This is a genomic window from Pseudomonas sp. Root71, assembly GCF_001429045.1.
GTDB lineage: Bacteria > Pseudomonadota > Gammaproteobacteria > Pseudomonadales > Pseudomonadaceae > Aquipseudomonas > Aquipseudomonas monachiensis.
Genome location: NZ_LMHY01000006.1, coordinates 104,961 through 131,718, shown reverse-complemented (window position 1 = coordinate 131,718; position 26,758 = coordinate 104,961). Strand labels below are relative to the sequence as shown.

Genomic DNA, 26,758 nt, shown 5'->3' with positions numbered 1-26,758 from the left:
TGGTTGATCGCAACACTCAGTTTTCCGAGTTGCAGTTGTCGGCGAACTTGCTGTAATCCAGCACCTGGGTTCTGGACTGGGAGTCGAGGTAGGTCAGCCGTGCATTCACCACGCCGCAGGAAGGCGTAGCGGCCTCGGTCAGCGACACCACTTTCCTGATGTCAAGTTGGCTGCCGTAGGTGTAGGTTTTAGGCGCGACATCGGCTTCGGCACGGGCCGACAAGGTGCAGATGTTCAGGGCGGCAAACAGGCAAGCGGTGTAGATGGCTTTGGTGTTCATGGCGGACTCCTCAAGGTTTCAACAGGTCGTTGGTTCGTTGGGCCGAGGCAGTCTGGTTTGCCTCGATGGAACCTATTAAAAGCCTGCGAGGTATCTCGTCTGTGTCGGGAATCGGCGCGAATCAATCGGTACGTATCAGAGCCGGGCGCAGATACAGAGCAATACAAAACCGCTGAAAATCGGCTTTTTTGCTTTCGTGTGTATCCACAGGCAAGCCAGATACACTGCAATACAAAGGGCGGCAGGCGACCCCGCCCAGGCTCTATAGACTGTGTGGCATTCCCCATTTACCAGAGGTTTGGCCCAATGGATCACGTTGATCACATCCTCATCGTTGACGATGACCGCGAAATCCGCGAACTGGTTGGCAACTACCTGAAGAAAAACGGTCTGCGCACCACGGTCGTGGCGGATGGACGGCAGATGCGCGCTTTTCTGGAAACCACTCCAGTGGACCTGATCGTGCTGGACATCATGATGCCAGGGGACGATGGCCTGCTGCTCTGCCGCGAATTGCGCGCCGGCAAGCACAAGGCCACGCCGGTGCTGATGCTCACCGCCCGCAACGATGAAACCGATCGCATCCTCGGCCTGGAAATGGGCGCCGACGACTACCTGGTCAAGCCATTCGCCGCCCGCGAACTGCTGGCGCGGATCAACGCGGTGCTGCGACGCACGCGCATGCTGCCGCCGAACCTGGTGGTGACCGAAGCCAGCCGCCTGTTGGCCTTCGGCCGTTGGCGCCTGGACACCTCGGCCCGTCACCTGCTCGATACAGACGGCACCATGGTGGCCCTGAGCGGTGCCGAATATCGATTATTGCGGGTGTTTCTCGACCATCCGCAGCGGGTGCTCAACCGCGATCAATTGCTCAACCTGACCCAGGGCCGCGACGCCGACCTGTTCGACCGTTCCATCGATCTGCTGGTCAGTCGCCTGCGCCAGCGCTTGCTCGACGACGCTCGCGAGCCGGCCTACATCAAGACCGTGCGCAGCGAAGGCTATGTGTTTTCCCTGCCGGTGGAAATCCTGGGCGATCAATCATGACCCTGGCGCTGCATTGGCCACGCACCCTGGCTTCGCGGCTGTCGCTGATTTTCCTGATCGGCCTGATCCTCGCCCAGGCGCTGTCCTTCGGTGTGCAGTACTACGAACGCTACGAGTCCTCGAAAAACACCATGCTCGGCAACCTGGAAACCGACGTTTCCACCTCCGTTGCCATCCTCGACCGCTTGCCCGTCGATGAGCGAGCCGCCTGGCTCAAACAACTGGAGCGGCGCAATTACAGTTACATGCTCAATGAGGGTTCGCCGGGCACGCCCATGCGCACCGACATGCCCGATGCGCCCATCGCCATTGCCTCGATCAAGGACGCCATCGGCCACGATTACCCGATGACCTTCACCGACATCCCCGGGCCGAAAAAACATTTCCAAGTGCACTTGAACCTGGCCGATGGCAGCCCGCTGACCATCGACGTCCGCCCGGCGATGGTGCCGTTGTCACCCTGGCTGCCCATCGTGTTGCTCGGGCAACTGGCGTTGATGCTGGCGTGCTCCTGGCTGGCGGTGAGAATCGCCATCCGCCCCCTCACCCGCCTCGCCGGTGCCGTCGAAACCCTGGACCCCAACGCGCACCCCGTGCTCCTCGACGAAAGAGGCCCGAGCGAAGTCGCCCACGCTGCCAGGGCCTTCAACTCGATGCAGGCACGCATCGCGGCCTACTTGAAAGAACGCATGCAACTGCTCGCGGCAATCTCCCACGACCTGCAAACCCCGATCACCCGCATGAAACTGCGCGCCGAGTTCATGGACGACTCCAGTGAGAAAGACAAACTGTGGAACGACCTGGGCGAGATGGAACACCTGGTGCGCGAAGGCGTGGCCTACGCCCGCAGCATCCACGGCGCCACCGAAGAAAGCCGCCGCACCGACCTCGACTCGTTCCTCGACAGCCTGGTGTTCGACTATCAGGACGTGGGCAAGGATGTTCAGCTCACCGGCAAGAGTGCGGCCGTCATCGATACCCGCCCCCACGCCTTGCGCCGGGTGCTGGTCAACCTCACGGACAACGCATTGAAGTTTGCCGGTGCTGCTCAATTGCAGGTGGAAAAACGGGCCGATGGCAACCTCTCGATCAGGATCCTCGACCGTGGCCCGGGGATCGCCGAGGAGGAACTCAAGCAAGTGATGGAGCCGTTCTATCGCGTTGAGAATTCCCGCAACCGCAGCACCGGCGGCACCGGGCTGGGGCTGGCGATCGCCCAGCAACTGGCGGTCGCGATTGGAGGGTCGTTGACCTTGAGCAATCGTGAGGGTGGCGGGTTGTGTGCGGAGTTGCGATTGCCGGTGTAGATGTCTTCGGTTCGGGTTTGCGGGTTTACTCGGGACTTGTGGCCACTGAGGATCCCTGTGGGAACGGGCTTGGTCCGGGCGGCGTTCCGACGATGGCTTTGTGTCAGGCGGCATGGATTTTTGAGGGTGTACATATCCGTTTCTGCGGTAACGGCGGCTTATGGTTCCGCCCTTACGGCGGGTCACTTGGAAAAACGGAACGCCGCCCGACCCCAAGTAACCAAGGGCTCTTGCCCCTGACATTCGGTGCCTCGCCTAGGCTCGGCATTCCCTCGCTCCGGTCCTGCTCCGTGGGCCCGCCGCCATCGGCCATCCATGGCCGGGGGCGGCTAACCCGGCATCCATGCCGGGTTGACCACTGCGCAGAACCTGCGCTCGGCCTCACGAGGGGGCGTACACTGTAACAGCGTCCGAGGCGGCCTACCGGCCGACCTGGTTGACGGGGTCGTTCGTCTGGGAGGTACCTGGTCGCCGGTAGACTGCTATCGCGAGCAAGCTCGCTCCCACAAGTACTCAGTACATCAGCAAGATTTCGGTCGGCTGGCAGGCCGTCTTCGCGAGCAAGCCCGCTCCCACAATTGGACCGTGTGCAGCAGCAAAACCAGGTCGGCTGTCAGGCCGCCTTCGCTGGCAAGCCAGCTCCTACAGTTGATCGGCGTACACCCACGCTTTTCACCACTCATCAGGCCGAGCGTTAGCTCGCCTGCAGCTCTTGATCTTGATCCACCCGCCCCCTCGGCAGGCTGAGTGGAGGTGTTCATCCGGGGATGGGCGCGCAGCGCCGTTCGACGCAGTCGAACNATGTAGGTCGAAGCGAAGCCGACCGGAGGGCAATGCCCCCGGATGAATACCGCAGCGAAGGAACCCCGAGCCTTAGCGAGGGGCCGTACGTAAGGGGCGAGACCTTTGGTTCCTTTGGGGCGTTTGCCAAAGGGACTCGCCGTAAGGGCGAAACCGCCAGCCGCCGTTACCGCAGCAACGGATATGTACTCAATCAACCAAGAACCTGGTCGGCCCAAAGGCCGCCAAGGTCAAAGCAGATCAAACACCCCCAACAACCCCCTCCCCATGCATCTGCCGCAACAACGCCAACCCACCCACCAGAAACCCCGAATCCCCCACCATCCCCGCCTCCACCGCCAATCCTTGCAACTGCTCATGCCCGGTCAACTCCGGAAACTCACGAATACGCAGCAACAACCGCCACGCCAACGGACTCAACTCAGAAAACCTCACACTCCAATCCTCGGCACGACGCACCAGCAACAAAGTCGGCTGAGCAGGTAAAACGCCCGGCTGATAATCCGGCCCCACCTGCTGCACCGGCCAGGCATAAGCCAACGGCCAGGCCAACGGCGACACCCCCAAGGGCCGATCCAGCAGCAACGCGGCATCACCGCCAACCAGAGGCTCGGCGTCGGATTGTTGCAAGGCCATTTCCACCCACTCGTAATGCGCCAGCTCCACCATGAACGGCGGCCACGGCCCATCGCTCAACGCCTGAGGCCCGGCCGCGAGAAACCCGACAAACTCCTCAGCAATCTCACCAAACTTCGGCGTGCGGGCGCGGTAGTCCCGCAGAAAAATCCGCACCAGCGAACGCCAGTGCTCATTGCCCAGAATCTTCACCAGCACCGGAAAAGTGCCACTGAGCAAGGACGACAGATTGGCAAACACCAGATCGCGATACACCTGCGCCCGGGCAGCGTCCATTTCGGCCGGTGGCGCGAAACGCTCGGGATCACGCAGGTATTGGCCCATGGTGCTTTGCTGCTGATGCAACGATTGCTTCTCCACGGTTCAAACCTCCTGTTGCAAGCGGCGAATGGTCTGCAATTCCGCCACCAGCTCAGCGAACGCCGGAAAGTTGAAATCCCGCTCCAACAAGGTCGGTTGCACACCGAACCGGGCATAGGCCTGGGCCAGCAACGACCACACCGCCGGTTTGACCGAAGCGCCGTGAGTGTCGATCTTCAAGGAATCGGACTCGTCGAAATGCCCGGCAATGTGCATCGCCACCACCCGGCCCGAATCGATGCCAGACAGAAACGCCTGCGGATCGAAACCGTGGTTGATCGAATTGACGTAGACGTTATTGACGTCCAGCAACAGGTCGCAATCGGCCTCACGCAGTACGGCATTGGTGAAGGTCACCTCGTCCATGTCCTGTTGAGGCGCGGCGTAATAGGAAACGTTTTCCACTGCCAGGCGCCGACCAAGGATGTCCTGGGCCTGACGGATACGCGCCGCGACGTGGTGCACCGCTTCTTCAGTGAACGGCAACGGCAACAGGTCATACAGGTGGCCGTCGTCGCTGCAATAGCTCAGGTGCTCGCTGTACAGCGGCACGTTGTAATGATCGAGGAAGCTGCGAACCTCCTGCAGAAAATCGACGTCCAGCGGCGACGGCCCGCCGAGGGACAGGGACAAGCCGTGACAGGACAATGGATAGCGTTCGGCCAGGGCGCGCAATGCCGCGCCGTGGGCACCGCCGATGCCGATCCAGTTTTCCGGCGCGACTTCCAGAAAATCGAAATCCCCTGCCGGTGCGGCCTGGAGGTCTTTGAGTAAACCGCGACGCAGGCCAAGCCCTGCGCTGGCCTTGGCTACGGGGGGAATGGATGTCTGCATGGTGTCGATCTCACAAGATGTTCAAGGACGCGAGCCGGTGCCCGCCATGAGACAGAGTTAATCGAAAGGGTGTATCTGGACTGTGTTCGGCTGGGGTCTGAAGTTGCGCGGGACTGTATCGAAAGGCCGGTGGGACACAGTGAGATACATATCTCCCACAGGGTCGTATAGCGGCAGAATAAACGTTGCTTTCGTCGCGCCAGGCCGCGCGCTACAAGGCCCGGACTAAACTTACTGCACACAGGGCCCGCTTGGTGCCCTGTACATCCCCACGACCACCGCCCAGCGGCGAACGCCTCGCCAGACAATGCCTCTGGACCGTGATCCTGCTAAAGGAGCACACATGATGGACGAGGCCAGACTCAACGATTTCATGGGCAAACTGGTGAATGACATGGGCGGCGCGGCGATGCTCGCCAACGTCATCCTTGGCGAAGAGCTCGGCCTGTACCGGGCGATGGCCGACAGTCAGCCCATCACCCCCGAAACCCTTGCCGAGAAAACCGGCTGCAACACCCGCCTGCTGCGCGAATGGCTCAGCGCCCATGCAGCCTCCGGCTACATGGAACACCGTGACGGCCAGTTCCGGCTCCCCGAAGAGCAAGCCATGGCGTTGGCAAACGAAGACTCACCGGTTTATGTGGCGGGTGGGATTGGCGTGGTCGCGTCGTTTTTCCATGACAAGGACAAACTGGTCAGCGCCATGCGCGGCGACGGCGCCCTGCCCTGGGGCGATCACCACCCGTGCATGTTCAGCGGCACCGAACGCTTCTTCCGCCCCGGCTACAAAGCCCATCTGGTCGCCGAATGGTTGCCGGCCCTCGACGGCGTGGTGGCCAAACTGGAAGCCGGGGCCAAAGTGGCGGACATCGGCTGCGGCCATGGCGCCTCGACGGTGATCATGGCCCAGGCGTTTCCGGATTCGCGCTTCGTCGGCTTCGACTACCACGCACCGTCCGTCACCGTTGCCACCCAGCGGGCCGAAGAAGGGGGTGTATCCAGCCGGGCCAGGTTCTTCCAGGGCACGGCGAAAAGTTACCCCGGCAGCGATTACGACCTGATCTGCTACTTCGACTGCCTGCACGACATGGGCGACCCGGTGGGTGCGGCCAAACACGCCTATGAGTCGCTGAAGGACGACGGCACGGTGCTGCTGGTCGAGCCCTACGCCAACGACTTGCTCGACGACAACGTCAACCCGGTCGGACGCCTGTTCTACGCGGCATCGACCTTCATCTGCACGCCCAACTCGCTGTCCCAGGAAGTTGGCCTCGGCCTCGGTGCCCAGGCCGGTGAAGCACGCTTGCGCAAGGTGTTCAGCGAGGCCGGATTCACTCGTTTTCGCCGGGCCACGGAAACGCCGTTCAACCTGATTCTGGAGGCGCGTAAATAATCCTCGCCGTCATCTGTAGGCGCGAGCTTGCTCCGGGCGGCGTTCCGACGATGGTGTGTCAGCTATATTGATGTCGACTGACACTCCATCGCGAACAGGCTCGCTCCTACAGGTTTCCCGGCATGCTCGACCGCCAGACCCGTGACCAACTCGATCGCCTCCATCAGCTCATGGCGGATCAGCCGTTTGCCGTGCTGACCGGGGCCGGTATCAGCACGCCCTCAGGCATCCCGGATTATCGCGACAGCCAGGGCGTGCGACGGGGCCGGCAGCCGATGATGTACCAGGAGTTTCTCTCGGCCCCGGAGTCCCGGCGGCGCTATTGGGCGCGGGCGATGCTCGGCTGGCCGAGGGTGCGAATGGCACAACCGAACGTGGCCCACGACACCCTCGCCCGCTTGCAAGGCACGCGGCAGATCAGCGGGTTGATCACCCAGAACGTTGACACCCTGCACGACCAGGCCGGCAGCCGTGACGTGATCGAACTCCACGGCAGTCTGCACCGGGTGTTGTGCCTGGATTGCGGTCAGCGTAGTGAGCGCGACTCGATCCAGCACCTGATGGAAACACAGAACCCGTACCTGGCCGGCGTCGACGCAGTGCAGGCGCCGGATGGCGACACCTTGCTCGACCCGGCCTTCGAGGCACGCTTCCAGGTCCCCCGCTGCCCACATTGCGCCGGGGAACGGATGAAGCCGGACGTGGTATTTTTTGGCGAGAACGTCGCACAGGCCACGGCGGCCAAGGCGATGGCCGCCGTCGAACAGGCTGCCGGGCTGTTGGTGATTGGCTCGTCGTTGATGGCCTACTCGGCGTTTCGCTTGTGTCGGGCGATGGTGGACCAGGGCAAGCCGTTGATTGCGATCAACCTGGGCAAGACCCGGGCCGATGAGATGCTGGATTTGAAGATCGAGGGGTCGTGCGAGCGGTTGTTGCCAATATTGGCCGAACGCCTCTCTTCCTGATCAACACAGTACCCTGTGGGAGCGGGCTTGCTCGCGAAGAGGGCGGCACATCCAACATCTTTTTTGCCTGACCCACCGCTTTCGCGAGCAAGCCCGCTCCCACAGGTAATGTGATCAGTTCGTGGAGAAACGTTGCCCAAGGTTTTCCTCTTTGAGCACATCAAACAACGCCTGCGCCGCCGCCGACAGCTCTCCCCCCGGCAACGTCAGCACCCCCAGCGCGCGCTCCACCACCGGGTCGCGCAAGGTGATGCAACGCGCCCCCAACTCACGCATCTGTCCGGCACACAAGGCTGGCACCGCGCTCACGCCCAGGCCACTGGCGACCATGCGCCCGACTGTCGCCAGTTGATGGCTTTCAAACTCCACCGGCAGCTTCATGCCCCGGGCCTGCAAGTGTTCTTCGAGCATCACCCGCACCGTCGACGGACGCTGCAAGGTAATGAACGGCTCCTTGAGCAGGGTCTGCCAGTCGATGTCATCGAGTTCGGCCAGCGCCGAATCCAGGGGCACCACCGCGACGAAGCGGTCGATGTACAACGGCGTGAACTGCAGCGACGAACTCTGGGTCGGCTCGAACGCCACCCCCAGTTCCACCTGGCGGTCCCGGACCATTTCCAGCACTTGCTCGTTGATCACGTCATTGACCGTCACGTTGACATTCGGATAACGGGCGCGGAAGGTCTTGAGGATCGGCGGCAGCAGGTTGCCGGCGAACGATGGCATCGCCGCCAGGGTCACGCGACCGCGCTGCAAGGTAAAGCGCTGGCGCAACTCATCCTCGGCATTGTCCCAGTCGGCGATCAACCGGCGCGCCAGCGGCACCAGGGATTCGCCTTCGGCGGTGAGCGCCACATTGCGCGTGGTGCGGGTGAACAAGCGCCCGCCCAGGCCCTCCTCCAGCGCCTTGATGGTCAGGCTCAGGGCCGATTGCGACAGGTGCAGGCGCTCGCAGGCCACGGCAAAGCTCAGGCTCTGGGCCACGGCCAGAAAGGCACGGATCTGCTTGACGGTCATACTCGATTTCTCCCGGCTATTGTAGGGGCTGCCGAAGGCTGCGATCTTTTGATCTTGATCCAAAAGATCGCAGCCTTCGGCAGCCCCTACAGATTGTTGAGTTTTATCTATTAATTAACCTTAAAAATCAACTTAACAAATGAATACTCCAGCGAGACACTCCATCCCATTCGGCTAGCCAGCCGCCCACAAAGAATAAAAGAGGTGCATATGGCAGGTTTCGACAAGCGTGTGAGTTCCTACGAGGAAGCTCTGGCAGGTCTTGAAGACGGCATGACCGTGATCGCCGGCGGCTTCGGCCTGTGCGGGATCCCGGAAAACCTGATCAACGAGATCAAGCGCAAGGGCACCCGCGATCTCACCGTGGTTTCCAACAACTGCGGCGTCGACGGTTTCGGCCTCGGCGTACTGCTGACGGACCGCCAGATCAGCAAAGTGGTGGCGTCCTACGTCGGCGAAAACAAGCTGTTCGAAGAGCAACTGCTCAAGGGCGAAATCGAAGTCACCCTGACCCCGCAAGGCACCCTCGCTGAAAAAATGCGCGCAGGCGGCGCCGGCATCCCGGCCTTCTTCACCGCCACCGGCGTTGGCACCCCGGTCGCCGAAGGCAAGGAAGTGCGCGAATTCCATGGCCGCAAGTACCTGATGGAAGAATCCATCACCGGCGACTTCGCCATCGTCAAAGGCTGGAAAGCCGACCATTTCGGTAATGTGATCTATCGCCACACCGCCCAGAACTTCAACCCGCTGGCCGCCACCGCCGGCAAGATCACCGTGGTCGAAGTCGAAGAAATCGTTGAACCCGGCGAGCTGGACCCGGCGCAGATCCACACCCCTGGCATCTACGTCGACCGGATCATCTGCGGCACGTTCGAGAAGCGCATCGAACAGCGCACCGTGCGTAAGTGATCCCCTGCCCCCGGACCGAATGAAGGAATAACGACAATGGCACTTTCCCGCGAACAAATGGCTCAACGCGTCGCCCGCGAAATGCAGGACGGCTTCTACGTGAACCTGGGCATCGGCATTCCGACCCTGGTCGCCAACTACATCCCCGAAGGCATGGAAGTCATGCTGCAGTCGGAAAACGGCCTGCTGGGCATGGGTCCGTTTCCTACCGAAGAAACCATCGATGCCGACATGATCAACGCCGGCAAGCAAACCGTGACCGCCCGTACCGGCGCGTCGATTTTCTCCTCCGCCGAGTCCTTCGCGATGATCCGCGGTGGTCATGTCGACCTGACCGTGCTGGGCGCCTTTGAAGTGGACGTGCAAGGCAACATCGCCTCGTGGATGATCCCCGGCAAACTGGTCAAGGGCATGGGCGGCGCGATGGACCTGGTGGCCGGCGCCGACAACATTATCGTCATCATGACCCACGCCTCCAAGGATGGTGAGTCCAAGCTGCTGGACCAATGCAGCCTGCCGCTGACCGGCGCCGGGTGCATCAAGCGTGTGCTGACCGACCTGGCCTACCTGGAAATCGAAAACGGCGCGTTCATTCTCAAAGAACGTGCGCCGGGTGTCAGCGTCGAAGAGATCGTCGCCAAGACTGCCGGTAAACTGATCGTGCCGGACCACGTGCCGGAAATGCAGTTCGCTGCCCAGTGAGGAATCATTCCATGCAAGAAGTCGTCATTGTTGCCGCCACGCGCACCGCGATCGGCAGCTTCCAGGGATCCCTGGCCAATGTGTCCGCGGTTGACCTGGGCGCTGCGGTGATCCGTCAGTTGCTGGCGCAAACCGGCCTGGATCCTGCGCAGGTCGATGAAGTGATCATGGGCCAGGTGCTGACCGCCGGCGCCGGGCAAAACCCTGCGCGCCAGGCCGCGATCAAGGCCGGCCTGCCCTTCGCCGTACCGGCCATGACCCTGAACAAGGTCTGCGGCTCCGGTCTTAAAGCATTGCACCTGGGCGCCCAGGCGATTCGCTGCGGCGACGCCGAGGTGATCATCGCCGGTGGCCAGGAAAACATGAGCCTGGCCAACTACGTCATGCCCGGTGCCCGCACCGGCCTGCGCATGGGCAACGGGCAAATCGTCGACACCATGATCAGCGATGGCCTGTGGGACGCGTTCAACGATTACCACATGGGCATCACCGCCGAGAACCTGGTTGAGAAATACAGCCTGACTCGCGAGCAGCAGGACGCGTTCGCCGCCGCCTCGCAGCAGAAAGCCGTGGCCGCCATCGAAGCCGGGCGCTTTGTCGATGAAATCACCCCGATCCTGATCCCGCAGCGCAAGGGCGATCCGCTGTCCTTCGCCACCGACGAACAGCCACGGGCCGGCACCACCGCCGAATCCCTGGGCAAACTCAAAGCCGCCTTCAAGAAGGACGGCTCGGTGACCGCCGGTAACGCCTCGTCGCTGAACGACGGTGCCGCGGCCGTGATCCTGATGAGCGCCGAAAAGGCCAAGGCCCTGGGCCTGCCGGTCCTTGCAAAAATCGCCGCCTACGCCAACGCGGGTGTCGACCCGGCGATCATGGGCATCGGCCCGGTGTCGGCCACCCGCCGCTGCCTGGACAAGGCCGGCTGGAACATCGACCAGCTTGAGCTGATTGAAGCCAACGAAGCCTTCGCCGCGCAATCGCTGGCGGTGGCCAAGGACCTGGAATGGGACTTGAACAAGGTCAACGTCAACGGCGGCGCCATTGCCCTGGGTCACCCGATCGGTGCCTCGGGTTGCCGCGTGCTGGTGACCCTGCTGCATGAAATGCTCAAGCGTGACGCCAAAAAAGGCCTCGCCACCCTGTGTATCGGTGGTGGTCAGGGCGTAGCGCTGGCGCTCGAAAGGGCGTAAGCCAACAGCGTTCAACAGACGGCGCGGGGACCCACGAAGATCCGTGATCTGTCTGGAAAAACACCCGGTGCGATGCAAGTCGCACCGGGTTCTTTTTTGCCTGGGTTTTTCATTTCCAGCGGGTTTGATTTTTGTATACAAAACTCGCGAACACATAAAGCAATCCACCCGATGCAATGCTACCGTTGCCACCTCACACAGGTCGGAGACGTGCGCGTGTTGATCCTCAAGTTGCTGTTGATCCCAGGCTTCCTGCTACTGATTTCCCTGGCTGGTAAACGCTGGGGGCCGAGCGTGGCCGGTTGGTTGTCGGGGTTGCCGGTGGTGGTCGGGCCGATCCTGTTGTTCCTCGCCCTCGAACAAGGCCAGGCGTTCGCCGCGCAATCGGCCACTGCCGCGCTGTCAGCCATGTTCGCGATGATTGCGTTCTGCGTGACCTACGCCCAGGTCGCACAACGGGCCGGATGGCCGCTGGCGCTGGTGATCTCGCTCTCGGTCTGGGCACTGGTGGCGGTTGTCCTGTCGCTGATCCCGGCCTCCCTGGTGTTCTCGGTGTGCGCCGCCGCCACCGCGCTGCTCGCCGCACCGTACCTGTTCCCCACCGTGCAACCGGTGCTCAGTGGCCCGGCACCGAAATCCGACAAGCTCCTGTTGCGCATGATGGCCGGTGCATTGCTCACCCTGGTTGTCACGCTGTTGGCCAGCACCGTTGGCGACCGCTGGAGCGGCCTGCTGGCGGTGTTCCCGGTATTAGGCAGCGTGATGGCGGTGTTCTCCCAGCAAACCCGTGGCCCGGCCTTTACCGCCGCGTTGCTGCGCGCCACCGCCACCGGCATGTACTCGTTCGCCGCCTTCTGCCTGGTGTTGGCGCTGGCCCTGCCAACGATGGGAATGAACGCTTTTGTGCTGGGAGTCGCGGTATCGGTGGCCATGCTGGGCGTGACCAAACGCCTGCTGGCGCGGCCGGTTGGCCCGGTGACGGACACCGAGGGAGCAGTCATCAAACGCTAAGCTGCATCAGGTCATCGGGCCAGGATGATGCCCGCCCCAGCGACCGCTGAGTAGAGCACACTGGAATGCATCGCAACCTCCATGGGATGATCGCCCCCACTGCGCGCCCATCCCTGGAGATCCCGATGTCATTGTTGAGTAAGAAAGCCCTTGTCCTGCTGCTGGCCGCCGCTACCGGCCTTGGGGCTTTGAATGCGCAGGCCGCCAAGGCCACGTCCAGTGCTGCGCCCGCCCACAAAGTCTCGATGCTCGGCAGCAAGTTCACCTTCAACCTGCCCAAGGGTTTCATCGCCAACCCGCTGCCGGCCAGCCCGGACGGTGCCAGCGGCACCCTGTACAGTAACGAGACCACCAAGACCGTGGTGATCGCCGCCGAAAACACCCTGCCCAACGGTGTCAGCGTCAAGGACAACGACGGCGGGTTCCTCGACGGCACCGCGGCCGATTTCGAAGCGGCGCAACACAAATCCCTGCCCGACTACAACAAGCTCAGCGAGAAAGCGCTGACCCGTACAACCGGGCTGGGCCTGCGCCAGATCGACGGCACTGCCACGCAGGGCGGTGGCATGACCCTCACCACCACGCTGATGGCCGCATCCGGCACTCGCATGGCGGTGATCCAGGTGATTTCCCGCCCAGGCGACATGGCGGCCCACGAAACCCTGATCAAACAGATCGTCAGCGGAAAATGAACCTCAGGGGTTGAGGCGCTGCAACCAGGCGCTCAAGTCCTGTATCTCGTCGGCGCTGATACTGTGACCGACACCGGGGTAGGCGTGAAACTCGGGTTCGAGTGACACGCTCTGCAGCAGGCTGTTGGCTTCGGTGCCGTCGCTCAATGGCAGGCGTTTGTCCTGCTCGCCATGACCGATGAAAATCGCCAGGGACTGGCGTTTTTCATCCGGTTGGAGCTCGGACTTGAGCACCGGCAGAATCCGCCCACTCAACGCAGCGATCCCACCGAACGCCTCGGGATGGCGCAGGCCTGTTTCGTAGGACATGATCGCACCCTGGCTGAAACCGACCAGGAACACCTTCTCGGGTTCGGTGTGATATTTCTTCGTGGCCTGTGCGACGAAGTCCAGCAGCAACTGGCCGCTGGCCTTCAGATCATCGGTCTCGCCGTTGTAGGCCCCTTCACCCTTCTTGCGAAACCACTGGTAACTACCCTCCTGCATCACCATCGGCGCCCGCACCGACAGGAAGGTGTAGGACGCGGGCAAGTCATCCTTGATACCGAACAGGTCCTGCTCGTTACTGCCGTAACCGTGGAGGAAAATCACCAGGGGTTGATGGTTCGAATCGGCGTTGGCCTGCGCCAGGTACTTGAGCGGCAAATCGGTTTGCAGAGGGGTTTGAGCGTGGACAGCGGTGGATAGCAGGAGCGTGAGCAGCGCGAGCATCTTCAACATGGGTCTTCCTTCACTGAATGCAGGATTCGGGGAAGAGCCTAACACTGGTCAGTAGGCAGGAACATCTCGGGCGTGGCGGATGCCGCCTTCGCGAGCAAGCCCGCTCCCACAAGAATCGCGTAAACCCTGTGGGAGCGGGCTTGCCCGCGAAGAGGCCCGAACAGCCTGCGAAATTTCTGAATCAGTCGTTGATCAACTTGCCCACCCGAATCGGCTCGCGCCCGGCGACCTTCGCCTGCCAACTGCCTGGGTGGGTGTAGCGCCCACGGTCGATGGCGAACAGCACACCGCTGGTGCCGGCCTGCACGGTGGTGACCTTGTCGTTCAACGGGTCGACCACCTCGAACAGCGCATCGCCCTTCTCCACCCATTCCCCGGCTTCACGCAGGAAACTGACCACGCCGTGATGCGGGGCGAACAGGTATTGGGTGCCTTCGAATGGCATGCCCTCACAGCATTCAGCCGGTGCCGCCGGCCAGGTGCCGGAGATGAATCCTTGCTCGGCGAGGAACCCGAGAATGGCCTCGCAATTGGCCTGGGCCTGGTCGACCCGAGTGTCGCCCATGCTGCCCAGTTCCAGGGTGGTCGCCAGGTTGGCCGGTGGAATCGCCGCCGCCGGGAACGCCCTGGCCAGGCGCAACCATGGCGAAGAGCAGGACTCATCGAACGAACTGCCGCCGGAGTCTTCACACAACAACGCCACACCGGCCTTCAAGCGCGCCGCCAGGGATTGCCACTGCGGCCAGTGCTGCGGCAACGCATAGATGTGGATCGCAGCGTCGAAATCGCAATGCAGGTCGAGGGTGATGTCGGCGTCGCAGGCATGGCGCAGCAACAGGCGGTGCATGGCTTCCAGCTGCGATGGCGCTGCCGGCAAGCCGTCGAGGACCTCGCCCATGGCCTGGCGAATCAGCGCGATGTTGGCCTGGGCGTCGGCACCCAGGCGATCACCGATCAACTCGGCCACCGGCGCACTGAGTTCGACGAACGAACGGTTGAAGTTCTTGCCGCTGCCGAGCTCGAAGCGCCCCAGGTGGCTGCCTTGCAAGTGCTGGTCGAGGCCAATGGGATTGGCCACCGGCACCAGTTCGATCACACCCTTCAATTGTCCCAGTTGTTCCAGTTCGGTCAGGCGTTTCTTCAACTCCCAGGCGGTGCGCATGCCCGGCAATTCGTCGGCGTGCAAGCTGGCCTGGATGTACACCTTGCGCGTGCCCGCGCCATAACGGAACACGCTGAGGGTGCGCTCGCTGCCCAAGTGGCTCCAGGGCAGTTTGTGGTCGATGCGTTGCATGGAAATACTCCTGAATAGCAAGGTCACCATTGTGGGAGCGGGCTTGCTCGCGAAGGCGTCGGTACATTCAACATCTCTGTTGCCTGACACGACGCCTTCGCGAGCAAGCCCGCTCCCACAGGTATCTCGTTTCAATAGAAGAAGCACAAAAAAAATGGCAACCGCGTCTGACGGTTGCCACTTTTCCAAACGGTTGGATTACTCGCCGTAAACGTCAAACTTGAAATACTTGTCCTGCACTTGCTTGTACTTGCCGTTGGCGCGGATTTCGGTGATCGCTGTGTTGAATTTCTCGGCCAGGGCGGTATCGCCCTTGCGCACGGCAATGCCGGCGCCGCCACCGAAGTATTTCGGATCGTTGTACTCTGGGCCAACGAAGGCAAAACCTTTACCGGCGTCGGTTTTCAGGAAACCGTCGTCCAGGTTGACCGAGTCGGCCAGCAGCGCGTCAATGCGGCCGGAGACCATGTCCAGGTTGGCTTCCTGCTGGGAGCCGTAGCGCACCAGGACAATGCCCGCCGGTTGCAGCACTTCAGTGGCGAAGCGGTCGTGGGTACTGGCGCGCAGCACACCGACTTTCTTGCCCTTGAGCTCGGTCAGCGGGTCCTTGACGTCGGTGCCTTCCTTCATCACGAAGCGTGCCGGGGTGTGGTAGTACTTGATGGTGAAATCGACGTTCTTCTTGCGGTCGTCAGTGATGGTCATGGACGACAGGATGGCGTCGATTTTCTTGACCTTCAGCGCCGGGATCAAACCGTCGAACTCTTGCTCGACCCAGGTGCACTTGACTTTCATCTGCTCGCACAGCGCATCGCCGATATCCACGTCGAAACCGGTGAGTTTGCCGTCAGGGGTTTTCATCGAGAATGGCGGGTAGCCGGCTTCGATACCGATACGGATCGGCTTGGCGTCTTCGGCCACGGCGGTCAGGGACAACATCGACAGTGCCAGGGCACCGAACATCACTAGCTTCTTCATTTATAACTCCTGTGTGCGGAGGCTTTTATTGGCAGCTTCGATTGGCAGCGTTCGGTCATCGCTTCGTGAGCAGGAACCGAAGTGGCCGGCAGTCTAGAGCGGCTACAGGAGGGCAAATTACGCCGAGGCGACAAATATTTACAGAAAAGTGGCAGCCGGAGGGAGGCGTCGAGGTGAACGCGCCATGACCAGGTTTTCAGGCGTCATCCGACAGAACGGGTCGACTGGCTATGCCCGGTGTTTTGCGGCACATTGAGCGCCCTTGTGTCCCATCGAGAGTAGCTTGATGCCCACGTTGAACCTGATCCAGCACCACCCCGCCGAAGGTCCGGGCGCCATCGGCATCTGGGCCGAATCCCGAGGGCTGGCGCTGAAGGTGTTTCGCGCCGACCTCGGCCAATTGCCGCCGGTCAGCGCCGATCCGGTGATCCTGTTGGGCGGGCCTTATGAATCCAATGCCGGCCCGGCCTGGCTGGAAGCCGAACGGCAATGGCTCAGAGGCTCGCTGGATCAGCACGCGGCCGTGTTCGCGATATGCCTGGGAGCACAGTTGCTGGCGCTGAGCCTGGGCGGGAATGTACGGCGGATGGACCGGACCGAAACCGGATGGACCAACGTGAGCTTTATCGATGGGCAAACGCTGAAGGTGCTGGAGTGGCACGAAGACGCCATCGACCTGCCGCCTGCCGCGCAGCTGTTGGCCAGCAGCGCGCACTGCGTGCAGCAGATGTACCGCGCCGGGCCGACGCGGCTGGGGCTGCAGTTTCATCCGGAGTGGAACGCCGAGTCGGTGGCCATGCTCAATGCGCACTTTGGCGATGAGTCGCCGTTGCCTCGGGAGCCGCAGGACGATGCGGCCTACGCCGATGTGTTGGCGTGGTTGCAGGCGACACTGGATGAGTGGTGGGCGGCGGGAAATGAATAATGCAGATCAAAAGATCGCAGGCTGCGCCAGCTCCTACAGGCAACGCAATCCAATGTAGGAGCTGGCGCAGCCTGCGATCTTTTCGGTTACATCAACACTCGCAACCGACCACGCGGCTGGTTTGCCGCGGCACCCCGGCACTCAACTCAAACCCTTCATCCAGCCATCCGGTCACGCCGCCGATCATCTCCTTGACCGGATAACCCAGGGCCGCCAGTTTCACCGCCGCCTTGTTGGCACCGTTGCAGTGAGGCCCGGCGCAATACACCACGAACAGGCTGTTTTTCGGATAACCCGCCAAACCTTCGGCATTCAGCAAGCGCCCGGGAATGTTGATCGCTCCCGGTACATGCCCGCGTTCGAACGCCAGAGGGCCACGAACATCCACCAGAATGAAATCGACTTCGCCAGCCTGCTGGCTGCCGTGGACGTCGGAACAATCGGTTTCGAAGGTCAGACGGTTGCTGAAATGCATCAGGGCGATGGCCGAAGGGGCAGCGGGGATTTCGCGGACCAGGCTGGTCATGGGCTCTACTCCAAAGAAGCGGTGGGTGTGGGAAGACTTTATCCGCCAGCCGCTTGCGGCTACAGTGGCGTACAAGACACCTACCGGGAACTTTCCGCCAAATGCACCCCACCCCAGGAACGGTCGCGATTCTGGCCTACGACGGCCTCTGCACCTTCGAGTTCGGCATTGCCGTGGAGATCTTCGGCCTGCCACGGCCTGAATTCGATTTTCCGTGGTACGAGCATTGTATCGTCGCGGTCGATCAAGGCCCGATGCGTGCCATGGGCGGCATCCAGGTACTGGCCGATGGCGGCATGGAATTGCTCGCCAATGCCCGCACCATCATCATTCCCGGTTGGCGCGACCGTAGCGCCACGGTGCCGGCGGAACTGATCGCCGCCCTGCGCCAGGCCCATGCCCGGGGGGCGCGGTTGCTGTCGATCTGCTCCGGTGTTTTCGTCCTCGCCGCCACCGGGTTGCTCGACGGGCACGGCGCGACCACGCATTGGCGCTATACCTCGGAACTGGCCGAGCGCTTTCCCGGCATCCTCGTGGACCCGGACGTGCTGTATGTCGATTCCGGCCAATTGATCACCTCCGCCGGCAGCGCGGCAGGCATCGATGCCTGCCTGCACCTGGTGGCACGGGATTTCGGCACCCAGGTGGCCAATTCCGTGGCCAGGCGCCTGGTCATGTCGCCGCAACGCAGCGGTGGCCAGGCGCAATTCATTCCAACGCCGGTCAGTCCTGCACCGCGTAGCGATCTTTCCCGCGTCATGCAGTGGGCACGTGAGCGTTTGCACGAGCCGCTGGAGGTGCGCGACCTGGCCAGTGAAGCCGCCATGAGCGAACGCACCTTCCTGCGTCGCTTCACCGAAGCCAGCGGCCAGTCACCGAAAACCTGGTTACAGCACGAACGTCTGGGCCGCGCCCGCGAACTGCTGGAAAGCAGCGACCAGAACACCGAGCAGATTGCCGAACGTTGTGGTTATCGTTCGGTGGAAAGCTTCCGGGTGGCCTTTCGAACGGTGGTTGGCGTACCGCCTTCGGTGTATCGGGAGCGGTTTGGGCGTGGGAGTAATGCTATTTCTTGAGCTGTTCTCAAGGGCCCCTTCGCGAGCAAGTCGGATCGCCGCATCGCCGCTCCCACAGGTTTTTGTGTTGTTCACACCATCTGTGCAGTGCAGCAGATCCCTGTGGGAGCGGGCTTGCTCGCGAAGGCGTCAGCCCGGTCACCGACCGATCAAAGCTTACGCAACAGATAGGTATCCATGATCCAGCCATTGGCCAGCCTTGCAGCCTTGCGCACCCGTTCGATTTCATCCGCCACATCCTTGAGCTTGCCGCGGATCAGGATTTCATCCGGCGTCCCCAGATAGGCCCCCCAGTAAATCTCGGTGTCCTGATCCACCACCTGATGGTAAGCATCCTGAGCATCGAGCATCACCACCAGGCTGTCGGCATCGCTCACCTGCCCTGCCGCCAGACGCCGGCCGGTGGTGATTTCAACGGAGCGGCCAATCTGGTTGAGCGGCACCTTGTGTCGGGCCGCCAACGCCTGGACGCTGGTAATGCCGGGGATCACCTCGAACTCGAACCCACAGGCGCCAGAGGCCTGGATCGCCTGAAGGATACGGATCGTGCTGTCGTACAACGCGGGGTCGCCCCACACCAGAAAACCGCCGCACTGGCTGTCGGAAAGCTCCTCGTTGATCAGCCGTTCGAAGGTTTGTTGCTTGGCCAGGTTCAAGTCGTCGACACTGGTCTTGTAGTCCACCTCACCGCGCTCGCGCTCAGGGCTGTGGGCTTCGACAAAACGGTAATCGTGGCCGGTGATGTAGCGTGAGCAGATTTCGCGGCGCAGATCGATGAGTTTGTCTTTGTCCTGGCCCTTATCCATGAGAAAAAAAACATCGACCTGATTCAACGCCTTCACTGCTTGCATCGTGATGTAGTCGGGGTTGCCGGCACCGATCCCGATGACCAGGAGTTTTTTCATCACAGCAAGTCCTCGGGGTCGGTGCCCGGCAAACGCAGCCGCCAGCAACCATGGAACCGCAACTCGACAGCCGACAGGGGCTCGACGTCGATCAGGCTGGACGCTGCCCCCTGCAACACCTGCGTCAGCGCGGCACGGATGACAAAGGGATGGGTAACGGCAGCGATGTGCCCCGGCGTCGATTGCAAGGTTGTCAACCACGCGCCAACCCGCTCCTCCAGTTGCACCCGCGACTCACCACCGTGGGGCGCCGAAGCCGGATCGTCCAGCCAATCCTGGAGCACCAGGGCTGCGGTTTTTTGCAGCTCACCGATGCGCACACCACCCCAACGCCCGAAGTCGCAGTCCCTCAAGGCGTCGACAATCTCCGGTGCGCTGCCGAACAGTTCAGCGGTTTGCCGGGTGCGCAACTCCGGGCCGCAGACAAGACGCGGAGCGCCCTTGAACTGTTTGCAACGGGACAGCCTGAGCGCTTGCCAATCCATCTCCAGAGGTTCGTCCAGAGGAAAACGCGCCAATTTCTGTGCGACGGTTCGCGCGTGGCAAATCAGGGTTAAACGGGTTGCCTGCACCAGCAATCACTCCGGGGTGGAAAGGAACGACGGCGTAAGGTGACCGCCATCGCGCAATTGTGCCGCAACACAGCAGGCCCGGGGGGTGTTTAATTTTCCTGCTTGAAACGGATTCCTTCAGTCATTTCCTGCCAGATTTTCTGTCATGGCTGACCGTAATGCAGGCAATCGCCTACAAGACTTTACGACATCGCCGTAGCCCTTTGGTACAGGCATTTCGCCCCTTTTTCGGGCACGAGCAAAGCACATGAAAATTCACTAGACAGGCAGTACGCGATGATCAAATACTCCTTTCAACGGACTGTTAAAACACTTGCCACGTTCATCCAGCAGGAGCCCGGATGCCTTTTGTCGACCCCCCGTTCAAAGCACCTGGCCAGGCATCGCCTGCGGCCGAGCCGCCTGTTCCTCGTTTAATGCGGTCGATCCCAGGAAATATCCGATAAGAAAAAGCGTGGCGCCTGACAACGTTCAGACGACCACCGATTTAATGTGTGGAAAAACCGACAGTGATAGTCAGGTTCGGCTCGATCGCCGAATCGTTTGATACAGGAGTGTCTCCATGCTGGTCTTGCGTCCAGTCGAGTTGGCCGACCTGCCCCAGTTGCAGAGGCTGGCACGTGAAAGCCTCGTGGGCGTCACGTCCCTGCCCGACGACAGCGAACGGTTACGCGGAAAAATCCTCGATTCCTGTGCCTCGTTCGAAAAGGACGTTCAGGCTCATGGCGCGGAAAACTATTTCTTTGTACTCGAAGACCTGACGACACGATACCTGGCCGGCTGCTCGGAAATCCTCGCCACGGCCGGGTACGACGAGCCGTTCTACAGCCTGCGCAACCGGCACTTCAACAGTGCCTCGCGGGAACTGAACATCGAGCACGGCGTTCCGGCCCTGTCGTTGTGTCACGACCTCAGTGGCCACACCTTGCTGCGAGGCTTCCATATCGATGCCGCGCAGGTGCGCAGCGCGCATTCCGAACTGCTGTCGCGGGCGCGCCTGCTGTTCGTCGCCGCCCACGCCCGGCGTTTTTCCGACACGGTGATCACCGAGATCGTCGGCTACAGCAGTGATGAAGGCCACTCGCCATTTTGGGACGCCGTGGGCAAGCATTTCTTCGACCTGCCCTACATCGAGGCCGAACGGCTTTGCGGCTTGCAAAACCGCAGCTTTCTCGCCGAACTGATGCCGCAGTATCCGATCTACGTGCCCATGCTGCCCCAGGCGGCACAGGACTGCATCGGCAGCATCCACCCCGATGGCCAGGAAGCCTTCGATATCCTCGAACGGGAAGGCTTCGAAACCAACAGCTACATCGATCTGTTCGATGGCGGCCCGACACTCTTCGCGCGCACCTCGGGCATTCGCTCCATCACCCACAGCCAGTGCGGCGTAACCCAGCCTGGCCTGGTGATCGATGCTCGTGGCAGATTTCTGGTGAGCAACGATTCACTGAAGGATTATCGGGCCATCGTCGCCGATCTTGATTACATCCCCGGGCAACCCGTGACCCTGGACACCGCCATGTGCGAGGCGCTGAAGGTGACCGAGGGCAGCCCCATCAGGCTGGTTGCCCTGTGAACACTCAGCAGATTCAACGCCCGGGCACACGCGCACAAGGAACCACCGCATGATTGTTCGTCCGGTCCAGATCACCGACCTGCCCGCCCTGTTCACGCTGGTGCGTCAGGCCGTTCCGGGGCTTACCAGCCTGCCGGCCGACGAAGAACGCCTGGCCAACCGGATTCGCTGGGCCCAACGCACCTTCGCCGGGCAGGTCGATCGGGCCGATGCCGATTATCTATTCGTGCTTGAGGACGACGAGCAACAAGTGATGGGCGTCAGCGCCCTGACGGGTGGTGTTGGCCTGCGCGAGCCCTGGTACAACTACCGGGTCGGACTGACAGTCAGCGCTTCGGTGGACCTGGGCATCCAGCGCCAGATCCCGACCCTGTTCCTGAGCAATGAATTGACCGGGCAATCGGAGATCTGCTCGTTGTACCTGCGCCCCGATCAGCGTCAGGGCAGCAACGGCCGTTTGCTTTCCCTCGGGCGCCTGTTATTTGTGGCCGAGTTTACCCAGCTGTTCGGCAACCGGATCATCGCCGAACTACGCGGCAGTGCCGACGAACGCGGCGGCTCGCCGTTCTGGGACAGCCTCGGCCGGCATTTTTTCAAGATGGAATTCAGCCACGCCGATCACTTGTCCGGGCAGGGCAACAGATCCTTCATCGCCGAACTGATGCCGCGCCAGCCGCTGTACACTTGCCTGCTCACCGAACAGGCCCAGGCAGTGATCGGCAAGGCCCACCCCAATACCGAACCGGCCCTGAAAATCCTCAGCGCCGAGGGTTTTGCCCACAAGGGCTACATCGATATCTTCGACGGCGGGCCGGTCATCGAAGCCCCGGTTTCCGCGATCCGCACCGTGCGCGACAGCCGGCCGCTGTCACTGGCCATCGGCTCGCCGGACGAGAAAGCGCCCCTCTGGCTGATTCACAACCGCCGCCTGGAAAACTGTCGCATTACCTGCGCCCCGGCCCGACAGGTGGGCAATAGCCTGGTGGTTGATCGCCTGACCGCCAAGCGCCTGCAGTTGCAACCCGGTGACTCGGTGCGAGCCGTACCGCTGCTTGACCAGCGGCAACAGGCTGTGGCGGCGTGACTTATCAGTTCCATCGCTGCGACGTCAATCGGCCTGATCCAGCAAATTCGTCATCATTCTCCCCTGGCGCGCGTGATAGCCTTTTATCTCTTCGGCGTTGACACTTTTGCTCAAGCCCTTCCATTCCATTCCATTGGTGGAACTCATATGTCCAGGCTTTCCCATCAAGACTTGCGCCGCAATTTTCGCCAACTGTTCGCCTCCGACACCTGCTACCACACGGCCTCGGTGTTCGACCCGATGTCGGCCCGCATCGCCGCCGACCTGGGCTTCGAAGTCGGGATCCTCGGCGGTTCGGTCGCCTCGCTGCAAGTGCTGGGCGCCCCCGACTTTGCCCTGATCACCCTCAGCGAATTCGCTGAACAGGCCACCCGCATCGGCCGTGTCGCCCAGTTGCCGGTGATCGCCGACGCCGACCACGGCTACGGCAACGCGCTCAACGTCATGCGCACCATCGTCGAACTCGAACGGGCCGGCGTCGCCGCGCTGACCATCGAAGACACCCTGCTGCCCGCGCAGTTCGGCCGCAAATCCACCGACCTGATCACGGTCGCCGAAGGCGTCGGCAAGATCCGCGCAGCGCTCGAAGCCCGCTGCGATTCGGAAATGGCAATCATCGCCCGCACCCATGCCGGGATTCTGCCGGTGCAGGAAATCATCAGCCGCACCCGGCAATACCAGAGCGCCGGCGCCGACGGGATCTGCATGGTGGGCATCAAGGACTTCGACCATCTGGAGCAGATCGCCGAGCACCTGAGCGTGCCACTGATGCTGGTGACCTATGGCAACCCGCTGCTACGCGATGACAAGCGCCTGGCCGAATTGGGTGTGCGCGTGACCATCGACGGCCATGGCGCCTACTTCGCCGCGATCAAGGCGACCTACGACAGCCTGCGCGAACAACGCCAGATCCTCACCCAGACCTCGGACCTGAGCGCCACCGAGCTGACGCACACCTACACGCAACCCGAGGAATACATCCGCTTCGCGGAAGAATTCATGAGCGTCAAGGAATGACCGTTTAAACCGACACGCCGCCTTCGTCGGATCGCCGCCCGGAGCAAGCCCGCTCCCACAGGGATTCGGAGTGAGTACAAGATTTGTGTTCAACAGAAATCAACTGTGGGAGCGGGCTTGCTCGCGAATAGGCCATCACATCCAGCATCCCTGCCGACTGACACCCCGTCATCGCGGGCACAAATGTCTTGCGCTAGACAGTCACACCGAGTCGAGCAGTTCGCGATGGGGTTTGCCGTTACCGCAGCAGATCACTCGATTGCGCCCGGTGGTCTTGGCTTCATACAACGCATGATCGGCGTCATTGAGCCAAAGCGTCGCGTCGGCGTGGGCCGGGTTGAATGACGCCAGGCCGATGCTCAGGCTGACTTTCAGCGCCGGATTCTGCTCGTAGCCCAAGGTGGCGAAGCGATCACGCAGGGCATCCATGACGGCGATGGCGCGGTTCAGGGGCAGGTCCGGAAGGATCACGCAGAACTCGTCACCGCCGTAGCGCCCTGCCACATCAGTCGCCCGCAGGTTCTGCTTGAGCATTTTGCTCAACTGACGCAAGACGATGTCGCCGGCAACATGGCCGTAAGTGTCGTTGATCGCCTTGAAATGGTCGATGTCGATCAGGGCGATCGCCCCACCTTTTTGCTGGCGTTTGCAACGCTGGAACTCGATCTCCAGCTGGTCCTTCCAGGTGCCATGGTTCAGCAGGCCTGTCAGGCTATCGGTGCGGCTCAGTGCCAGCAGTTCACGCTTCTGACAGCCGAGCGTATGGGCCTGGCGGAAGCAGATCCAGCCCAGCGCCAGTGGATACAGGCACAGCAACGGCAAACAGGCATAGAGCTGCACTGCGCTGGTGGCAGGAATGAACGCCGGGGCGAAAATCCGCAGGCCAACGAGCACGCCGAGGATTTGCGCGGCTGTCCCGGCCAGCAGGAAGCGCAAGCCGCCGATGGCCACGTTGTTCATGGCCATCATGGAAATGGTGGTCGCGCTGGGCAGTGGATTGAATTGCATCGCGGCAATCCAGAAGCCGCCGAGAAAGGCATCGATCAGCAGATTGCGGTGTTCGGCATGATAGGGCGTCCTGGCCCGGCGCGCCCATTGGTAAGCCAGATGCGGCCAGACCAGGCCATTGAACCACATGAAACCCCAGACCCAGGGCGCCGGATCGAGTGGATACATTGCCGCGCTCACGCACACCAACCCCAGGGCCAACCCCAGGGTCCGCGATGTATAGAGCCTCCTGGCCAATGAAGCTCCTTTTCCTCCCGCTTTTGCCATAGGGCCTCTGTGCCACTCGACGGAATGCGATTACAGCCTGTGCCTGTGCGCTGGAGTCTATCAGGGTGAGATTAAATAGCCATCACCGGCTGACAGGCTGAATATCGCGACATCACGCTCACATAAAAGCAAAAGCCTCACCCCGGAAACGGCTATACATGAAAGAAGGGGTTGATCGATGACCATAAGAGGAGGCCCATGCAGACCTTTCAAGTATTGATCATCGGCAGCGGGTTTGGCGGCCAATGTGCAGCAATCAATTTGCTCAAGGCCGGCATCGACGATTTTCGCCTGCTGGAGCGGCGGGATTTCTTCGGCGGCACCTGGTGCCAGAACACCTACCCCGGCGCGGCAGTCGACGTGCCCTCGCCACTGTACTCCCTGTCTTTTGCTCCGTATCACTGGAAACAAATGTTCGCCGAACAGGCCGAACTGCACCGCTATACCCGCCACGTGGTGGAACACTTCGGCCTGCGCGACAAGGTGGAACTGGGCGCCAATGTCGAGCGCGTCGAATGGGACGACACCAACAGACGCTGGACGGTATACACAACCGACAAAGGCACGTATTGCGCGCAGTTCCTGATCAACGCGACCGGGCCGCTGAGTCAACCGGTGGTCCCGCGCTTCGACGGACAGGAACGCTTCCAGGGCAAGACGTTCCACACTAACAACTGGGATCACCACTACGACTACCGGCAAAAACGCGTGGCCATCGTCGGCAGCGGCGCCAGTGCGGCCCAGGTCATTCCGGCCATCGCTCCGGACGTCGGGCACTTGCATGTATTCCAGCGCACGCCTCACTGGGTGCTGCCCCGGGCTGACCGCCGCTTTGGCCGTTTCCAGCGCTGGCTGTTGGGATTCAAGCCGGCCTACAAGCTGCTGCGCTGGGGGATCTACTGGCAATTCGAAACCCGGGTGATTGCCTTCAAGTATTCGAAACCGGCGGTGCACATGGTCCAGCGCCAGGCCCTGCGCTTTCTCAAACGCCAGGTGCCGGACGCCGAACTGCGGCGCAAGCTGACTCCGGACTACACCATCGGCTGCAAACGGGTAATCCTGTCCAGCACGCTGTACCCGACCCTGGCGCGCAGTAACGTGACGCTACACGGGCGCGAGCAAGGCATCGCGTCCATCGACGAAACCGGCATCGTGACCCTGGACGGCCAGCACATCGACCTGGACCTGATCGTCTGGTCCACCGGCTACGATGCCACCGACGGGGTGATTTCCTACCCGGTAACGGGCAAGGACGGCACCCGTCTCAAGGAGGTCTGGGCTCAGTACCCGCGGGCCTACCTCGGCACCGCCCTGCCCGACTTTCCCAACCTGTTCATCGTCACGGGACCGAACACCGGCATCGGCCACACTTCGGCGCTGTTCATCATCGAATCCCAGATGAATTACATCCTCGATTGCATTCGCACCGTGAAGACTCAAGGTTTACGCAGCATCGAAGTTCGCCATGAGGCGGAACGTACCTACACTGAAATGATCCACCGGGAAATGGAACGCACCGTGTGGAAATCCGGTGGGTGCCACAGTTGGTATCAAAGCAAGAGCGGTCATGTGATTGCCATGTTTCCGGGATTCAGCTTCAGCTTTCATCGCTTGACCCGAGCGCTGAAACCCGCCGATCACATATTGTCCTGAGCAGATA

At 61.6% G+C, this 26,758-nt stretch carries 27 protein-coding genes; 15 read left to right on the top strand and 12 right to left on the bottom strand.

Features of this window, described 5'->3' with window-relative positions; all coding sequences use genetic code 11:
• Positions 1-16: 16 nt before the first annotated feature.
• Positions 17-280: a DUF2790 domain-containing protein gene (locus ASD95_RS07810; protein ID WP_056723659.1), complete on the bottom strand. Its 264-nt coding sequence runs from the start codon at positions 278-280 to the stop codon at positions 17-19.
• Positions 281-586: 306 nt separating this feature from the next.
• Here ASD95_RS07810 and ASD95_RS07805 point away from each other — a divergent pair, with 306 nt between their 5' ends.
• Both ASD95_RS07805 and ASD95_RS07800 read left to right on the top strand, forming a co-directional pair.
• Complete coding sequence (locus ASD95_RS07805; protein WP_056723657.1) at positions 587-1,327, top strand: response regulator; 741 nt, start codon at positions 587-589, stop codon at positions 1,325-1,327.
• Entirely contained in the window at positions 1,324-2,634 is a 1,311-nt protein-coding gene (locus ASD95_RS07800) for an ATP-binding protein (RefSeq protein ID WP_056723655.1), read from the top strand. Before ASD95_RS07805 ends, ASD95_RS07800 begins: the two co-directional genes overlap by 4 nt.
• Positions 2,635-3,675: 1,041 nt before the next feature.
• Here the strand turns inward: ASD95_RS07800 and ASD95_RS07795 are convergent.
• On the bottom strand, positions 3,676-4,431 hold the full coding sequence (locus ASD95_RS07795) for an HvfC family RiPP maturation protein (protein ID WP_056723654.1): 756 nt from the start codon (positions 4,429-4,431) through the stop codon (positions 3,676-3,678).
• Positions 4,432-4,434: 3 nt separating this feature from the next.
• A complete protein-coding gene (locus ASD95_RS07790) occupies positions 4,435-5,265 on the bottom strand; it encodes an HvfB family MNIO-type RiPP peptide maturase (protein ID WP_056723653.1) in 831 nt (276 codons plus the stop codon).
• A gap of 346 nt (positions 5,266-5,611) precedes the next feature.
• Here ASD95_RS07790 and ASD95_RS07785 point away from each other — a divergent pair, with 346 nt between their 5' ends.
• Both ASD95_RS07785 and ASD95_RS07780 read left to right on the top strand, forming a co-directional pair.
• Entirely contained in the window at positions 5,612-6,658 is a 1,047-nt protein-coding gene (locus ASD95_RS07785) for a class I SAM-dependent methyltransferase (protein ID WP_056723650.1), read from the top strand.
• Positions 6,659-6,780: 122 nt separating this feature from the next.
• Complete coding sequence (locus ASD95_RS07780; protein WP_056723648.1) at positions 6,781-7,623, top strand: NAD-dependent protein deacetylase; 843 nt, start codon at positions 6,781-6,783, stop codon at positions 7,621-7,623.
• A 114-nt stretch (positions 7,624-7,737) separates the two neighbouring features.
• Here the strand turns inward: ASD95_RS07780 and ASD95_RS07775 are convergent, their stop codons facing one another.
• Positions 7,738-8,640 carry a LysR family transcriptional regulator gene (locus ASD95_RS07775; RefSeq protein ID WP_056723646.1) on the bottom strand — a complete coding sequence of 301 codons (903 nt, stop codon included), beginning with the start codon at positions 8,638-8,640 and terminating at the stop codon, positions 7,738-7,740.
• 210 nt (positions 8,641-8,850) lie between these two features.
• On the opposite strand from ASD95_RS07775, the gene ASD95_RS07770 reads away from it, so the two are divergent.
• The 5 genes from ASD95_RS07770 to ASD95_RS07750 all read left to right on the top strand — a co-directional run bounded on the left by ASD95_RS07770 (position 8,851) and on the right by ASD95_RS07750 (position 13,147).
• Entirely contained in the window at positions 8,851-9,549 is a 699-nt protein-coding gene (locus ASD95_RS07770) for a CoA transferase subunit A (RefSeq protein ID WP_046043267.1), read from the top strand.
• 36 nt (positions 9,550-9,585) lie between these two features.
• Positions 9,586-10,251, top strand: coding sequence for a CoA transferase subunit B (locus ASD95_RS07765; RefSeq protein WP_056723644.1), 666 nt, complete (start codon positions 9,586-9,588; stop codon positions 10,249-10,251).
• 11 nt (positions 10,252-10,262) lie between these two features.
• Positions 10,263-11,444: an acetyl-CoA C-acetyltransferase gene (locus ASD95_RS07760; protein ID WP_056723643.1), complete on the top strand. Its 1,182-nt coding sequence runs from the start codon at positions 10,263-10,265 to the stop codon at positions 11,442-11,444.
• A 216-nt stretch (positions 11,445-11,660) separates the two neighbouring features.
• Complete coding sequence (locus ASD95_RS07755; RefSeq protein ID WP_056723686.1) at positions 11,661-12,455, top strand: hypothetical protein; 795 nt, start codon at positions 11,661-11,663, stop codon at positions 12,453-12,455.
• Between the two features lie 125 nt (positions 12,456-12,580).
• On the top strand, positions 12,581-13,147 hold the full coding sequence (locus ASD95_RS07750; protein WP_056723641.1) for a hypothetical protein: 567 nt from the start codon (positions 12,581-12,583) through the stop codon (positions 13,145-13,147).
• A 3-nt stretch (positions 13,148-13,150) separates the two neighbouring features.
• Here the strand turns inward: ASD95_RS07750 and ASD95_RS07745 are convergent, their stop codons facing one another.
• From ASD95_RS07745 to ASD95_RS07735, 3 genes are all read right to left on the bottom strand, one after another.
• Positions 13,151-13,867, bottom strand: coding sequence for an alpha/beta hydrolase (locus ASD95_RS07745; protein WP_056723640.1), 717 nt, complete (start codon positions 13,865-13,867; stop codon positions 13,151-13,153).
• A gap of 181 nt (positions 13,868-14,048) precedes the next feature.
• Positions 14,049-15,161: a succinylglutamate desuccinylase/aspartoacylase family protein gene (locus tag ASD95_RS07740; RefSeq protein WP_056723638.1), complete on the bottom strand. Its 1,113-nt coding sequence runs from the start codon at positions 15,159-15,161 to the stop codon at positions 14,049-14,051.
• Between the two features lie 198 nt (positions 15,162-15,359).
• Entirely contained in the window at positions 15,360-16,139 is a 780-nt protein-coding gene (locus ASD95_RS07735; RefSeq protein WP_046043258.1) for an ABC transporter substrate-binding protein, read from the bottom strand.
• Between the two features lie 286 nt (positions 16,140-16,425).
• On the opposite strand from ASD95_RS07735, the gene ASD95_RS07730 reads away from it, so the two are divergent.
• Positions 16,426-17,064, top strand: coding sequence for a type 1 glutamine amidotransferase (locus tag ASD95_RS07730; protein WP_056723637.1), 639 nt, complete (start codon positions 16,426-16,428; stop codon positions 17,062-17,064).
• 91 nt (positions 17,065-17,155) lie between these two features.
• On the opposite strand, the gene ASD95_RS07725 is transcribed toward ASD95_RS07730, so the two are convergent.
• Entirely contained in the window at positions 17,156-17,590 is a 435-nt protein-coding gene (locus ASD95_RS07725; protein ID WP_056723634.1) for a rhodanese-like domain-containing protein, read from the bottom strand.
• 101 nt (positions 17,591-17,691) lie between these two features.
• On the opposite strand from ASD95_RS07725, the gene ftrA reads away from it, so the two are divergent.
• Complete coding sequence (gene ftrA / locus ASD95_RS07720) at positions 17,692-18,666, top strand: transcriptional regulator FtrA (protein WP_056723632.1); 975 nt, start codon at positions 17,692-17,694, stop codon at positions 18,664-18,666.
• A 149-nt stretch (positions 18,667-18,815) separates the two neighbouring features.
• On the opposite strand, the gene cobF is transcribed toward ftrA, so the two are convergent.
• Positions 18,816-19,571, bottom strand: a complete 756-nt coding sequence (gene cobF / locus ASD95_RS07715; protein ID WP_056723630.1) for a precorrin-6A synthase (deacetylating) — start codon at positions 19,569-19,571, stop codon at positions 18,816-18,818.
• The gene (locus ASD95_RS07710; RefSeq protein WP_056723628.1) at positions 19,571-20,143 is read right to left on the bottom strand and encodes a histidine phosphatase family protein; all 573 of its coding nucleotides are present in this window, start codon (positions 20,141-20,143) and stop codon (positions 19,571-19,573) included. The genes cobF and ASD95_RS07710 overlap by 1 nt, the downstream gene beginning before the upstream one ends.
• A gap of 562 nt (positions 20,144-20,705) precedes the next feature.
• Here ASD95_RS07710 and ASD95_RS07705 point away from each other — a divergent pair.
• Both ASD95_RS07705 and astA read left to right on the top strand, forming a co-directional pair.
• Positions 20,706-21,722, top strand: coding sequence for an arginine N-succinyltransferase (locus tag ASD95_RS07705; protein WP_056723625.1), 1,017 nt, complete (start codon positions 20,706-20,708; stop codon positions 21,720-21,722).
• A gap of 49 nt (positions 21,723-21,771) precedes the next feature.
• Positions 21,772-22,806, top strand: coding sequence for an arginine N-succinyltransferase (gene astA / locus ASD95_RS07700; RefSeq protein WP_056723623.1), 1,035 nt, complete (start codon positions 21,772-21,774; stop codon positions 22,804-22,806).
• A gap of 24 nt (positions 22,807-22,830) precedes the next feature.
• Here the strand turns inward: astA and ASD95_RS30080 are convergent, their stop codons facing one another.
• The gene (locus ASD95_RS30080) at positions 22,831-22,953 is read right to left on the bottom strand and encodes a hypothetical protein (protein ID WP_263291688.1); all 123 of its coding nucleotides are present in this window, start codon (positions 22,951-22,953) and stop codon (positions 22,831-22,833) included.
• Here ASD95_RS30080 and ASD95_RS07695 point away from each other — a divergent pair, their 5' ends adjacent.
• Entirely contained in the window at positions 22,954-23,823 is an 870-nt protein-coding gene (locus ASD95_RS07695; protein WP_008052116.1) for an isocitrate lyase/PEP mutase family protein, read from the top strand. It abuts the gene before it with no gap.
• Between the two features lie 201 nt (positions 23,824-24,024).
• Here ASD95_RS07695 and ASD95_RS07690 read toward each other — a convergent pair whose 3' ends face one another.
• Positions 24,025-25,098 (bottom strand): diguanylate cyclase, encoded by a 1,074-nt coding sequence (locus ASD95_RS07690; protein ID WP_056723621.1) that lies wholly within the window; start codon positions 25,096-25,098, stop codon positions 24,025-24,027.
• A 198-nt stretch (positions 25,099-25,296) separates the two neighbouring features.
• Here ASD95_RS07690 and ASD95_RS07685 point away from each other — a divergent pair, with 198 nt between their 5' ends.
• On the top strand, positions 25,297-26,751 hold the full coding sequence (locus tag ASD95_RS07685; RefSeq protein WP_056723619.1) for a flavin-containing monooxygenase: 1,455 nt from the start codon (positions 25,297-25,299) through the stop codon (positions 26,749-26,751).
• The last annotated feature ends 7 nt before the right edge of the window (positions 26,752-26,758 follow it).

What these genes read in the sequence shown, in the direction of transcription:
- ASD95_RS07810 (WP_056723659.1), bottom strand. Translation starts at nt 280, where the DNA reads ATGAACACCAAAGCCATCTACACCGCTTGCCTGTTTGCCGCCCTGAAC.
- ASD95_RS07750 (WP_056723641.1), top strand. Translation starts at nt 12,581, where the DNA reads ATGTCATTGTTGAGTAAGAAAGCCCTTGTCCTGCTGCTGGCCGCCGCT.
- ASD95_RS07730 (WP_056723637.1), top strand. Translation starts at nt 16,426, where the DNA reads ATGCCCACGTTGAACCTGATCCAGCACCACCCCGCCGAAGGTCCGGGC.
- ASD95_RS07695 (WP_008052116.1), top strand. Translation starts at nt 22,954, where the DNA reads ATGTCCAGGCTTTCCCATCAAGACTTGCGCCGCAATTTTCGCCAACTG.
- ASD95_RS07760 (WP_056723643.1), top strand. Translation starts at nt 10,263, where the DNA reads ATGCAAGAAGTCGTCATTGTTGCCGCCACGCGCACCGCGATCGGCAGC.
- ftrA (WP_056723632.1), top strand. Translation starts at nt 17,692, where the DNA reads ATGCACCCCACCCCAGGAACGGTCGCGATTCTGGCCTACGACGGCCTC.
- astA (WP_056723623.1), top strand. Translation starts at nt 21,772, where the DNA reads ATGATTGTTCGTCCGGTCCAGATCACCGACCTGCCCGCCCTGTTCACG.
- ASD95_RS07745 (WP_056723640.1), bottom strand. Translation starts at nt 13,867, where the DNA reads ATGTTGAAGATGCTCGCGCTGCTCACGCTCCTGCTATCCACCGCTGTC.
- ASD95_RS07705 (WP_056723625.1), top strand. Translation starts at nt 20,706, where the DNA reads ATGCTGGTCTTGCGTCCAGTCGAGTTGGCCGACCTGCCCCAGTTGCAG.
- ASD95_RS07725 (WP_056723634.1), bottom strand. Translation starts at nt 17,590, where the DNA reads ATGACCAGCCTGGTCCGCGAAATCCCCGCTGCCCCTTCGGCCATCGCC.
- ASD95_RS07775 (WP_056723646.1), bottom strand. Translation starts at nt 8,640, where the DNA reads ATGACCGTCAAGCAGATCCGTGCCTTTCTGGCCGTGGCCCAGAGCCTG.
- ASD95_RS30080 (WP_263291688.1), bottom strand. Translation starts at nt 22,953, where the DNA reads ATGAGTTCCACCAATGGAATGGAATGGAAGGGCTTGAGCAAAAGTGTC.
- ASD95_RS07805 (WP_056723657.1), top strand. Translation starts at nt 587, where the DNA reads ATGGATCACGTTGATCACATCCTCATCGTTGACGATGACCGCGAAATC.
- ASD95_RS07740 (WP_056723638.1), bottom strand. Translation starts at nt 15,161, where the DNA reads ATGCAACGCATCGACCACAAACTGCCCTGGAGCCACTTGGGCAGCGAG.
- ASD95_RS07765 (WP_056723644.1), top strand. Translation starts at nt 9,586, where the DNA reads ATGGCACTTTCCCGCGAACAAATGGCTCAACGCGTCGCCCGCGAAATG.
- ASD95_RS07785 (WP_056723650.1), top strand. Translation starts at nt 5,612, where the DNA reads ATGGACGAGGCCAGACTCAACGATTTCATGGGCAAACTGGTGAATGAC.
- ASD95_RS07770 (WP_046043267.1), top strand. Translation starts at nt 8,851, where the DNA reads ATGGCAGGTTTCGACAAGCGTGTGAGTTCCTACGAGGAAGCTCTGGCA.
- ASD95_RS07685 (WP_056723619.1), top strand. Translation starts at nt 25,297, where the DNA reads ATGCAGACCTTTCAAGTATTGATCATCGGCAGCGGGTTTGGCGGCCAA.
- cobF (WP_056723630.1), bottom strand. Translation starts at nt 19,571, where the DNA reads ATGAAAAAACTCCTGGTCATCGGGATCGGTGCCGGCAACCCCGACTAC.
- ASD95_RS07735 (WP_046043258.1), bottom strand. Translation starts at nt 16,139, where the DNA reads ATGAAGAAGCTAGTGATGTTCGGTGCCCTGGCACTGTCGATGTTGTCC.
- ASD95_RS07800 (WP_056723655.1), top strand. Translation starts at nt 1,324, where the DNA reads ATGACCCTGGCGCTGCATTGGCCACGCACCCTGGCTTCGCGGCTGTCG.
- ASD95_RS07780 (WP_056723648.1), top strand. Translation starts at nt 6,781, where the DNA reads ATGCTCGACCGCCAGACCCGTGACCAACTCGATCGCCTCCATCAGCTC.
- ASD95_RS07690 (WP_056723621.1), bottom strand. Translation starts at nt 25,098, where the DNA reads ATGGCAAAAGCGGGAGGAAAAGGAGCTTCATTGGCCAGGAGGCTCTAT.
- ASD95_RS07790 (WP_056723653.1), bottom strand. Translation starts at nt 5,265, where the DNA reads ATGCAGACATCCATTCCCCCCGTAGCCAAGGCCAGCGCAGGGCTTGGC.